The organism is Desulfovibrio cuneatus DSM 11391 (genome assembly GCF_000430005.1).
GTDB lineage: Bacteria > Desulfobacterota > Desulfovibrionia > Desulfovibrionales > Desulfovibrionaceae > Frigididesulfovibrio > Frigididesulfovibrio cuneatus.
Map to the genome: position 1 here is coordinate 46,978 of NZ_KE387019.1, position 6,585 is coordinate 53,562.

General features: G+C 52.0%; 7 protein-coding genes. 2 read left to right on the forward strand and 5 right to left on the reverse strand.

Going from position 1 to position 6,585, the window contains the following annotated elements; all coding sequences use genetic code 11:
- Positions 1 to 61: 61 nt before the first annotated feature.
- The 5 genes from mazG to G497_RS0115240 all read right to left on the reverse strand — a co-directional run bounded on the left by mazG (position 62) and on the right by G497_RS0115240 (position 4,420).
- The gene (mazG, locus tag G497_RS0115220) at positions 62 to 856 is read right to left on the reverse strand and encodes a nucleoside triphosphate pyrophosphohydrolase (RefSeq protein ID WP_027188785.1); all 795 of its coding nucleotides are present in this window, start codon (positions 854 to 856) and stop codon (positions 62 to 64) included.
- The gene (locus G497_RS0115225) at positions 853 to 1,359 is read right to left on the reverse strand and encodes a CvpA family protein (protein WP_034638246.1); all 507 of its coding nucleotides are present in this window, start codon (positions 1,357 to 1,359) and stop codon (positions 853 to 855) included. Before G497_RS0115225 ends, mazG begins: the two co-directional genes overlap by 4 nt.
- Positions 1,360 to 1,757: 398 nt before the next feature.
- Complete coding sequence (locus tag G497_RS0115230; RefSeq protein WP_027188787.1) at positions 1,758 to 2,498, reverse strand: amino acid ABC transporter ATP-binding protein; 741 nt, start codon at positions 2,496 to 2,498, stop codon at positions 1,758 to 1,760.
- Positions 2,485 to 3,276 carry an amino acid ABC transporter permease gene (locus G497_RS0115235; RefSeq protein ID WP_027188788.1) on the reverse strand — a complete coding sequence of 264 codons (792 nt, stop codon included), beginning with the start codon at positions 3,274 to 3,276 and terminating at the stop codon, positions 2,485 to 2,487. The genes G497_RS0115230 and G497_RS0115235 overlap by 14 nt, the downstream gene beginning before the upstream one ends.
- A 400-nt stretch (positions 3,277 to 3,676) precedes the next feature.
- Entirely contained in the window at positions 3,677 to 4,420 is a 744-nt protein-coding gene (locus G497_RS0115240) for a basic amino acid ABC transporter substrate-binding protein (RefSeq protein ID WP_027188789.1), read from the reverse strand.
- A gap of 507 nt (positions 4,421 to 4,927) precedes the next feature.
- Here G497_RS0115240 and G497_RS18635 point away from each other — a divergent pair.
- Together G497_RS18635 and G497_RS0115260 are read left to right on the forward strand one after the other, a co-directional pair.
- Complete coding sequence (locus G497_RS18635) at positions 4,928 to 5,257, forward strand: IscA/HesB family protein (protein ID WP_084516358.1); 330 nt, start codon at positions 4,928 to 4,930, stop codon at positions 5,255 to 5,257.
- 276 nt (positions 5,258 to 5,533) lie between these two features.
- The gene (locus G497_RS0115260) at positions 5,534 to 6,433 is read left to right on the forward strand and encodes a 50S ribosomal protein L11 methyltransferase (protein WP_027188791.1); all 900 of its coding nucleotides are present in this window, start codon (positions 5,534 to 5,536) and stop codon (positions 6,431 to 6,433) included.
- Positions 6,434 to 6,585: the final 152 nt, after the last annotated feature.

Below are 6,585 nucleotides of genomic sequence, written 5' to 3' on the forward strand. Positions count from 1 at the left end.
CCATAGGGTTGCTATAAGCGTATTTGGTGGTGCTGTTCTGTCGTTGCAGGCAGGAAATGGCTTATGATGCTTCTTCGGTTTTTATCTTGTCCCACAGGGCATTCTTTTCTTCCATGCTGAGGGCGGTAAATTCCTGGTTATTGGCCCCGGCCAGGGTTTCCATTTTCTGGAAGCGGGTTAAAAAGCGCTGGTTTGCTTTGTCCATGGCTTCTTCAGCCTTCAGGCCCTTGCGTCTGCCAAGTTCCACCAGGGTAAGCATAATGTCGCCAAGTTCATGTTCCTGGGCGTCTTTGTCGTCGCCCTGGAACGCTTCAATAAGCTCCAGCCATTCTGCTTCCACCTGCTGTTCCACGTCGGTATCGCTATCCCACGTAAAACCGGCCCGGGCTGCTTTGGAATGGATTCTGTACGCCTTGATAAGACTGGGCAGTGTTTCGGGCAGGCTGGCAAAAATCCCTGTGGGGGTGCCGTCTTCAGTCTTTTTTTCAGCCCGCTTGATGGTTTCCCAGGCTTTGAGCTGTTCGTCGCGCGTGGCAAAGGTGGTGCCTTCAAACACATGGGGGTGGCGGCGTATCATTTTTGCCGCAGCCCCGCGAATGGCGTCATCCAGGGTAAATTCGTTCTTGGAAGAGCTCAGTTCTGCAATAAAAACAAGCAGGAACAGCACGTCGCCCAGTTCGTCGCACACGTCTGCCGGGCCACCATGGCGAATGGCTGCCACCAGTTCGTGGCTTTCTTCAATAAGATACTGGCACAGGGTGGCAGGGGTTTGTTCTTTATCCCACGGGCAGCCTTGCGGCCCAAGCAGGGTGCGAACAACTTCTTGAAAGGTAGCAAGAGCAGTTTCTTGGCTCATAACATTCCTTGCACGGAGGTGTTGAGGTATTTGGGAAGGAAGTTTTTGGCCAGCTTGATGATAGTTTCAAGGTGCACGGCAAAAAACGAATCAGTCAAAAACGGGGAGGTGGGCACAAGCCACAAGAGCAGGGCCAGGGCAAAGGAACACAGCAGTATTCCTTTTGCCGCGCCAATAACGCACCCCAGCAGGTGGTCTGCCCAGCCAATAAAGGTAATGCTCATGAACGTGCGCACAAGGCGGGCCATAATGGAAACCGCAAGCAGTATCAGGGCAAACACAATGGCGTAGGATATGCTTTTTTGAGCAAGTTCAGAAACGGCAAGGGCTTTTTTCACATGAGGCAACACCACGGTGTAGTGGTCGCGGGCAGCCCAAAAACCAAGCAAAATGCCGATAAGCCCGGCAAGCTCGTTTACCATGCCGCGCAGCCCACCACGAAGAATGAACAGGGCAATGGCCGCGGCAAATCCAATATCAAGCAAGTTATACTGCGCAGGCATGTAATGCTCCGTACCCACTGCACAGCCAATAGGCCGCGGCGCTTTTGGGGGGGAAGTGAAAGGGTTATACAACAAATGCCAAGGAAGCACTGGGTAATTGGTATTTGGGAAACGCTCAGTTATTTCGTTTGGCAAGGTTGGGGACACAGGCTCTGTGCGCAAGCTTTTTTTTGAAGCAGGAGTCAACTCTGCCGCGCGAGGCTGTTTCAAAATAGCCTATGCGCGTTGCTGTTTCAAAATAGCCTATGCGCGTTGCGAGCATTCCCTAAAGCCGACGGCAGTCGCAAGCGTAGCGAGCCGTGGAGCGAGGGCTGCGGGCATGGGTAGCTTTGCTGCCCGTGCATCTCCACTAAGCCCGAGTGGAGAAAAGTCGCCAAACGGAATAAATCAGCATTTCCCTACAGAATTTGTTCCAAAAAGCGCTGCAAGCGAGGGTGTTCCGGGTTGTTGAAGAAGTGGCTGGGGGTGCCTTCTTCCAGCAGTTCCCCGTGGTCCATAAAGGCAATGCGGTCTGCCACTTCACGGGCAAAGCCCATTTCATGGGTTACCACCACCATGGTCATGCCTTCTTTGGCAAGGGTCACCATAACATCCAGCACTTCCCCGGTGGTTTCCGGGTCCAGGGCTGAAGTGGGTTCATCAAACAGCATTATTTTGGGGTTCATGGCCAGGGCGCGGGCAATGGCCACACGCTGCTGCTGCCCCCCGGAAAGTTGTACCGGGTACACCATGGCCTTATCCGTAATGTCAACTTTGGCCAGCAGTTGCATGGCATGTTCCACAGCTTCGGCCTTGGGCACATTTTTCAGTTTTGTGGGGGCCAGAATAATGTTTTCCAGAACGGTCATGTGCGGGAACAGGTTGAAGCTTTGAAACACCATGCCTAGTTCCTGGCGGATGGCGTTAATGTTTGCCTTGGGGGCGAGCACGTCTTGCCCGTCTACAATAATGCTGCCAAGGTCAACCTTTTCCAGGCGGTTAATGGAGCGCAGCAAGGTGCTTTTGCCAGAGCCGGAAGGCCCGATGATAACTACTTTTTCACCCTGGTTAATGTCCATGGAGATATTTTTCAGGGCAGGCACCTGCCCGTAGAATTTGTGGACATTGCGGATGCTGATGATGGGATTAGCGTTTGTCATAGTGGGACAACCTTGCTTCCATGACGCTGACGCACTTGGAAAGGATGAGAGTGATAATAAGATACACAAGGGCAATGACTGTGTACGTTTCAAAATATTGGTAGGATACGGAAGCGTATTCCCGGGCTATACGAAACACGTCTGTAATGGCCACAACGGAAAGCAGGGACGTGTCTTTGAGCATGGCAATGCATTCGTTACCAATGGGGGGCAAAATGGTACGCCAGGCCTGGGGCAGAATAATGTAGCGCATGGTTTGGAAGCGGGTAAACCCAAGGGAGCGGGCCGCTTCCGTTTGCCCTTTGTTAATGGCGTTAATGCCTGCCCGGAACACTTCACCCATGTAGGCACCGTAGCAAAAGCTTAAGGCAATAATGGCCGCCAGAAAGTCTGGAACGTGCAGCAGTTGGTTCAAGGAAAAGAAAATGTAAAAAAGCTGCACCAGCAAAGGAATGCCGCGAATTGTTTCCACATAAGTGGAAGCAATAAGGTTAATAAACCTGTTGCGGGAAAGCCGCCCGATGCCCACAAGAACGCCAATGGGTACTGTGGCGGCAAAGGAGTAGATTGTTACCTTGAAAGTAACAATAATACCTTCCGGCAGCAGGGAAAGAATTTTGCCATACACGTCCGGGTAGCGGACACACAGGTAGGTGAGCAAGGAAACGGCACCCACCAGGCTTATGGACCAGGCGTTGATAAGGCGCTTGTCCCATGGGTCGGGAATGGACGCTCCGTCGGAAATTTCGATGCGCGGTGGGTGTTCTGGCTGCGACATGTAGTGGCTCTTGCGCTGCGTTAAAAGTTGGATTGCTGGTCTTTTTGCCTTCTGCCTGCGTTAGGCTCGCTCCGCGCGACGCTTATGTATGTCTATATACACTGCGCCCCGCCCGGAACTCGCCTGCCTTGGCAGAAGGCAAAAATCCTCAGCAACCGGGGTTGTGCTTTTTGGCAACTGTCTGCGTTAGAAAGCACTGATTAAATGGCATTTGGGAAACGCTCAGTTATTTCGTTTGGCAAGGCACAAACTTTTTTTGAGGCGGGTGCTGGACTCTTTGGTCCTGCCCCGCTTCAAAAAAAGTGAAGTAACGCCGCCAAACGGAATAAATCAGCGTTTCCCCAAGGCTATAAACCTCAATTGGCCTATTGTAAACTGCACCGCCCGTGGTGGGGGCTGGCTATTTGCCAATCCACTTTTTACGCAGTTCAGCTTCAATGCCTTTTGCCTGCACAGCAGCAATGCCTTTGTTTAACAGTTCCACCAGTTGCTTGTTGCCTTTTTCCACAGCAAAGCCATAGTATTCAGGTTCTGCAGCGGGCAGAATGGCAGCAAGCTTCATGCTTTTGGCATATTCGGGGTTGGCAAGAATAAAGTTTTTTGCGGTGGAATCGTCTGCCACAACGCCCTGAATGCGGCCTGCTGCCATGGCAGCCATGGCCATGCCAATTTCATCGTAGCTTTTGGACTTCACACCAGGGGCTGCTTTTACAGCCATAAAGCCTGTGGTGCCAATTTGGGAACCCACTTCCTTGCCTTTCATGTCTTCAAGGCCTTTGGCTTCAATCGTGTTGGGCACCACAAGAGCCTGGCGCACTTCATAGTACGGGTTGCTGAAGTCCAGAATTTTCTTGCGTTCATCGGTAATGGTGACGGAAGAAGAGATAATGTCGTATTTTTTTGTGGCAAGGCCAGCAAAAATACCTTCCCAGGCAACGCTTTTATGTTCAACTTCAAAGCCGGCTTCTTTTGCTACGGCATCAATATAATCAACAGAATACCCCACAATTTTGCGATTTTCATCCATATACTCCATGGGGGGCCAGGTTGCGTCGTGGGCAACCACAAATTTTTGGGGTGCAGCCAGTGCGCTGGAAGTGAGTGCCATGAAAAGGGTAAGGCCGAGTAACAGTGTTCTGGTCATGTAGTACTCCTTGGCTTGTTTACGCCGTGCCGGCGGGTACGTTATAGCGTTCGGCAGAGGTGTGAAAAAAACTATCTTCGCTATTGCCGCAGGCTTTGTCAATGCAGCATATGGAGGAAAACTCTGTTGTACGGCTCATCAGCCGGGGGGCACCGGGGCTGTTTGGCTTGCAAAATAACGCTACAGAGCGTGTTGTTTGCCGGTAAAATTACCTCTATATGATGTTTCTTTTGATGAAAAATTTGTCAGGAATAAAGAGAGAGCCAGAAGGTGAGGGGGAAAAAGAGAAAGACGCCCTTCATGTATTGACAAACCCCCTTTGGGCGTTTACCCCTAAACCAGATTACCTTTGAGATATTACCTTCTCAAGGTTCAGGGTACGTTTGGTGGCGTGCTGTAAACGCATGCAACAACTGTATGCCCTGTGCTACGGGCGGGTGCTTTGGTACCCCCAGAGCAATTTCAACGTGAAGTTGCTTGAGCTGTTAACAACTTTGGAGGCTTTACATGATAACCTTGACTGAAAAGGCCCAGCAAGAGCTGGATGCCTACTTTGAAGGCAAAGAGGTAGGCGCCATTCGCGTGTATCTTTCTGCTGGTGGCTGAAGCGGCCCACGCCTGATGTTGGCTCTGGATGAGTCCAACGACGCTGATTCCGTGTTCACCCAAGGACCGTACAAGTTTTGCATTGAACAAGATCTGCTTGCAAAAGTGGAAGCTGTTACCATCGACTTTACCTACATGGGCTTTTCTGTTGAACCCCAAGTCGCCCTTGGCGGCGGCGGTAGCAGTTGCTCTGTTGGTGGCGGTGGGTGCAGCGGTTGCGGTTCCCATTAGAGCTTTTTTACAAAAGCTCAGGCTGAGAATATCTGAAGAGGCACCCCGTGCCTTGTGGCGCAACAGCGTGTGTTCTGGCCAATATCCCATGGGGTAATGGCATGAAGGAAGAATAACGCTGGCGCACATGTTGCTGTTTATAGTGGTGCAGGTGTGCTTTTTGGCGTGCCTGCACCTGTTTTGCTCATTGTTGGTAACGGGTGTTGTTGTGCACCGTTTAAATGGAATAGTCCCTGCACGGGGCTTTTTTTATATGACTTTCTGGGAGAAAGAGTGATGGCAGAATTGGCACGGTTACGAATTGATGTGGCCCCGGAAGCGCTGGACGTGCTGGAAGGCATTCTTGCCATGTATGTGCCCTATGGCTGGGAAGAAGGCCAGGGGGAACAAGGCCGGGCCCGCTGCATTGTGCATTCAGGCCATCAGGGGTTTTGTGCGGAACTGGCAGAAACCGTGCGCCATCAAATGCCAGATGCTTTCGTGCAGTTAGACACAGTGGAAGAACTGAACTGGGTGGAAGTATGGAAAGAATTTTTTACCCCGGTGCAGGGGGGAGAGCATTTTCTTGTTCTGGCCCCATGGATGGAAAAAGAACGGGCCGAAACAACCCGCATTCCCATTGTCATTGAGCCAAAAATGGCTTTTGGCACAGGCCACCACCCCACCACAGCCCTGTGTTTGGACGCCATTTCCCTGCTGTTTGCCGAAGGGCACATTGCCCCAGGTATGAGCTTTTTTGACCTTGGCACTGGTTCTGGCATTCTGGGCCTTGGGGCTGCCAAGCTTGGCCTTGTGGGGGAAGGGGTAGACATTGACGGCCCTTCCATTATCAACGCCCTGGAAAACCGCGAAATTAACGGCCTGACTGAGCAGCAGTTCCAACTGCGCCAGGGGGGTGTTGAACTGGCTTCCGGTGCATACCACCTGATAACGGCCAATATTCTTGCAGAACCCTTAAAGTTTATGGCACCCAATATTGTGAACCGCCTCGCCCGCCAGGAAACATTTGGCCTGCTTCCCCCGTTGCCCCATGAACGGCAGTTCGGCTGCCTTGTGCTTTCCGGCCTGCTGGTGACCCAGGCCGATGCTGTGGAAGCTGCTTATACCAGCCTTGGGCTACCCCCTGCGCGGCGTCTGGTTGGTGGGGAGTGGGCTGCCCTTATTTTCATGAGCTAGGGAAACGCTGATTTATTCCGCTTGGCGGTGTTGCTTGCTTTTTTTCAAGGGAGCTAACATTAAGGTTTACCGAGCTTTATGCAAGAGTCTTCACTAAAGCCGACGGCAGTCGCGAGCGTAGCGAGCCGTGGAGCGAGGGCGGAGGGTGCGGG